Annotated in this window: 3 protein-coding genes, 1 rRNA gene and 2 pseudogenes; 5 read left to right on the top strand and 1 reads right to left on the bottom strand. The window is 68.7% G+C overall.

Features of this window, described 5'->3' with window-relative positions:
* The 5 genes and pseudogenes from rrf to ACIBAD_RS37530 form a co-directional block, all read left to right on the top strand.
* A 5S ribosomal RNA gene (gene rrf, locus ACIBAD_RS37510) occupies positions 1-74 on the top strand; the annotation flags it as partial.
* A 109-nt stretch (positions 75-183) separates the two neighbouring features.
* Positions 184-540, top strand: a complete 357-nt coding sequence (locus ACIBAD_RS37515; RefSeq protein ID WP_051696693.1) for a DUF6247 family protein — start codon at positions 184-186, stop codon at positions 538-540.
* A complete protein-coding gene (locus ACIBAD_RS37520; RefSeq protein WP_134073168.1) occupies positions 537-827 on the top strand; it encodes a hypothetical protein in 291 nt (96 codons plus the stop codon). Before ACIBAD_RS37515 ends, ACIBAD_RS37520 begins: the two co-directional genes overlap by 4 nt.
* A 765-nt stretch (positions 828-1,592) precedes the next feature.
* Positions 1,593-1,967: pseudogene (locus ACIBAD_RS37525) on the top strand (transposase); the annotation flags it as partial.
* Positions 1,954-2,364 (top strand): annotated as a pseudogene (locus ACIBAD_RS37530) (IS982 family transposase); the annotation flags it as partial. The pseudogenes ACIBAD_RS37525 and ACIBAD_RS37530, both read left to right, overlap by 14 nt.
* Before the next feature lie 442 nt (positions 2,365-2,806).
* Here ACIBAD_RS37530 and ACIBAD_RS37535 read toward each other — a convergent pair.
* Positions 2,807-3,220, bottom strand: coding sequence for a cytidine deaminase family protein (locus tag ACIBAD_RS37535; protein WP_398911536.1), 414 nt, complete (start codon positions 3,218-3,220; stop codon positions 2,807-2,809).
* Positions 3,221-3,833 lie beyond the last annotated feature (613 nt).

A 3,833-nucleotide genomic window follows, 5' to 3' on the forward strand; every position in this document is an offset into this window, starting at 1 on the left:
ACCCGGAAGCTAAGCCTTTCAGCGCCGATGGTACTGCAGGGGGGACCCTGTGGGAGAGTAGGACGCCGCCGAACAATCATTGTAGAAAGCCCCGTGCCGGGTATCCGGTACGGGGCTTTTCTGCGTTTAAGGGGCTTCCGACAGGGCCGGTCGCTATCCTGGCCACGTTCCCCTGGAGGCACGATGACAGCACAGCACCTCGAAGACGACGGTCCGCTCATCCCCCAGCCGGCCATGACGCGCGAAGCCCTGCGGGACGCAGTGCGCCGCATCGACATGGCGCACCTCGCCGAGTTCGACAGGGAATGCCATGCGGCGTTCGACCGCGCTGCGGAGACGGGTGCCATCAACCCGCTCCGCTTCTTCCTGATCAAGTGGGCCACGCACGTGGCCATCCACCGACGGCCCGCCCGGGCCGCGGCCCTGCTGGAAGCCGAACGTACCGCCGGCGACCCGGCCGCCACGGAGGCCCAGTTCCAAGCGGCCATGGAAACCAGCAGCCGCATCCTCGCCGAGGCCCAGCGGGAGATCGGTCAGTGACCCTGCGGGGTGAGGGAGCGGAGAACGAGGCCGGCTGGGCCTGGGAATGCGATCCGAGCAGGCTGTGGGTGCTCGGCGACATGCCCGCGGAGCAGCAGGAGCTGGTCGCGGTCGTCATGGAGGGCCTGGTCGACCTCGCGTCGATGGCCATCGACCCCAAGGACGGCAGCCTCTACGAAGACCCCAGCCCCATGCGCCTGCGTACGTACGAGGACGAGCACCTGATGCTCTGGTACCAGACCATCCCCCACCGCAGCCGCGTCTACCTGAAGCGCGTCAACCTCTGACCTCGAAGCTCACCCCGCCGGAGTGTCTCCTGGAGGCGACCGGCGACCGGCGACCAGCGACCGGCGACCGGCGACCTGCTCCTCAAGACGACGTGTGCCCGCGGGGCAGGACGGCGCCCGGATGCCGGAGGGCTCCGGCGTGCGATTCACCTGGACCGCTCTGCTGAGCCTGGCTGCCTCGCTTGCGAACCATCCGCCGCCACACCACGGGTGGAGGCGTGGACGGATACGTCAGCACAAGGACTGGCTCTGGCGGCTTTTGAGAAGCCTGGATCACGATCACCTGCGGCAGCGGCGCCGAGACGGCCAAGGCAAGTTCGCGCCCACGCCAGCCCGACCCGTCCAGATACGTGCATTCCGGGACCGAGCCAGGCCATCTTCTCCGCTGTCCATGCCCACCGAGACCGCGTCTTGGACTCTCTGAGGGGGGGCACGACACCGCTGATGCAAGGAGCCTCCGCAGCCCGTTTCCGGCTCCGCCTTGTGCCTCCTGTCAGCTCAGGCCTGCGGGCCCACCGCCAGCGGTCTCTGAGGCCGACCACCAGGCCCTGCTGACGCCGGGCCTCATGCGGTGCCCGGCTCGCGGCCGGGTATCACCGACACCGTGAACTCCGCCCTGGTCCTCCGCCTCGGCACTGCGGGCTGAGCTCAGCGCGTTGCAGTCACCAGGGCCGTCCGGATGGTGGATCTGTTGGCGTTCCGGGCAAGAGGCCGTCATCGTGCGCCGGCCTGAACTGACGCATGCTCAGTGGGAGCGGATGGGCCCGGACAAGGACCGGCATTCCCTGGCGTGACCTGCCCGAACGCTGCGGAACCTGGCACACCGTGTACGAACGCCCCCGCCGCTGGTCGGTCGACCTTGCAGACAGGTGCCGGCGCCACCGCCCAGGACGCGACGCCCGGGGCGGGCTGACCAGCAAGGTCCATCTGCTGGCCGACAGCCGGTGCCGACCCCTGGTCTGGCTGACCTCGCCCGGCCAAGGCGGGGACAGCCCGATGCTCATCCCGCCCCCGCCCCCGACCCGGGACGGCCTGCGGAGACGAGGCGCCCAGCCGGACGACCAACGCGCCAACCGCCAACGGCGCGGCCGGGCCGGCGGCCGCCCACCCGCTTTCGACCGCGAGCGGAACCGCCGACAGCCACTCCCGGTTCTTCTGGGGATTTCGGCTCTACCTGGTCACCACCGCCTCGGGCATGCCCGTCACCTGGTGCCTGGCCGACCCCAAGACCGGCGAGCGGGAAGTGATGGCCGCGCTCCTGGAACGCGACCATCGCCTCGTTTGCCCAGGGCAGGTGATCCTGGCCGGCAAGGGCTTCGCTGGGAAGGCCTGTGAAGCCTTCTGCACGGGAGCGATGGGGTGCACCTGGTGCGGCCGGACCGCAAGGACGGCCCGTCGGACACGGCAAGGTCGCCCGGGGGCCGCCGGAGCCTTCGCCCGCACCGGACAACGACTCCTCGCCCTGGCCGCCGGCACCTGGCACAACTGGACCACCGGCGCCCCAGTCAAACGCTCACTGATCGCCTACGACCACTGAAGGCATCGCAGCGGCAGTAGCCGTAGCCGCAGCGGCCGGCCAGGGCAGATCGCTTGACCGTCTCTCGTGAGGCAGCACATGGCAGCGGGCCAGAGCCTCGATCACTTGGCTGATCAGCGGTCCAGCGGTCCAGCGGAGTTGGGGCGCTGTTATAGGCGGACCGCTCGGGCAGGTAGCGGAACAGGTGGCCCAGGCGGGCGTGGGCGAAGCGGACCCAGTGCCGCGCCGGGAAGCCGAGCAGGACCTCGGCGACGGCCAGGCACAGCAGTTCGGCGTCCGTCAGTTTCGGGGGTCGCCCATCCGGCGACTAGCGCATCCCGATCGACGCGCCACCCACCCGCGTCACCTTCAACCACCGCCAGGAACGTCATGGGCAGGATGTACCAGACGCCCATGACACGGCTCCGATCAGACGCTGCCCGAGGTCGGACAGCGGCGCGGTCTACCCGGCGTCGAGCTGGTGGTCGGCCCAGACGTAGCTTTCGGGCAGCAAGTCGGTGATGAGGACGGATCGCCGGCGGTCGTTGTTGCCGACGATGACCTTGAGGGTGGGGAAGTAGTCGAGAAGGACCTGACGGCACCGGCCGCACGGGGGGATGACTCCTCGGTCGCGGTCGCCCACGGCGACGATCGTGTCCAGCTCGTAGGCGCCCTGGGCGGCTGCCGTGCCGATGAGGACCAGCTCGGCACAGGGGCCTCCTGTGAAGTGGTAGGCGTTCACCGCGGTGATGATCCGGCCGTCCTGTGCGCGGGCTGCGGCTGCCACGGTGTGGTTGTCGCCCCGGCAGCGATCGCGAGCGACTCGAGCGGCGGCCTGGATGAGCTCGTGATCGGCGTTGTGGGCTTCCGTGGTCATCGTCTTCTCCTCCGTGAGGTGTCAGGCGACGTTGGCCCGGGCGGCGAGGGGCGCGCAAGCAGATATCGGCGCTGTGTTCGTTTCGCCAGATGACGCGGGACGCGGTGGCGGAACGTGGTCAGTGCCGCTGAGGAGGAGCTGGCGCCGAAGACGGGCGCGATGCGTGCGCGGTTGGGCAGGCCTTGGTGGCTGATGGCCTCCGCGACAAGGACGCCGGCCAGGTGGGCTGCCTGTCCGTACGGGCGCTTCGACGTACCCCGGGGCATGGAGGCGCTCGTTTTGACAGCCTGGGGGCCCAGTTGTAGAGTCGAACGGTTGCCTGGAACTGCACAAGTTCGGCAGCCATCAGCAAGACCCCCTCGTACCCCCCGAATCGAATTCTGTGGGTACGTACTCGACTCCTCATCCAGGAATCCGAAGCCGGGAAATCCGGTGGAAAACTTCTGATAGAGTCGGACTCGCCGGAAAGGGAAACGCGAAAGCGAAGACCTGGAAGGCAAATCCCGCTTCGACCGGGAGTCAGGCCCGAAAGGATCTGATAGAGTCGGAAACGCAAGAACGAAGAGCGAAAGCCCGGAGGAAAGCCCGAGAGGGTGAGTACAAAGGAAGCGTC

Origin of the sequence: Streptomyces sp. NPDC051109, assembly GCF_044455885.1 — a bacterium.
Classification (GTDB): Bacteria; Actinomycetota; Actinomycetes; order Streptomycetales; family Streptomycetaceae; genus Streptomyces.

What these genes read in the sequence shown, in the direction of transcription:
- ACIBAD_RS37515 (WP_051696693.1), top strand. Translation starts at nt 184, where the DNA reads ATGACAGCACAGCACCTCGAAGACGACGGTCCGCTCATCCCCCAGCCG.
- ACIBAD_RS37535 (WP_398911536.1), bottom strand. Translation starts at nt 3,220, where the DNA reads ATGACCACGGAAGCCCACAACGCCGATCACGAGCTCATCCAGGCCGCC.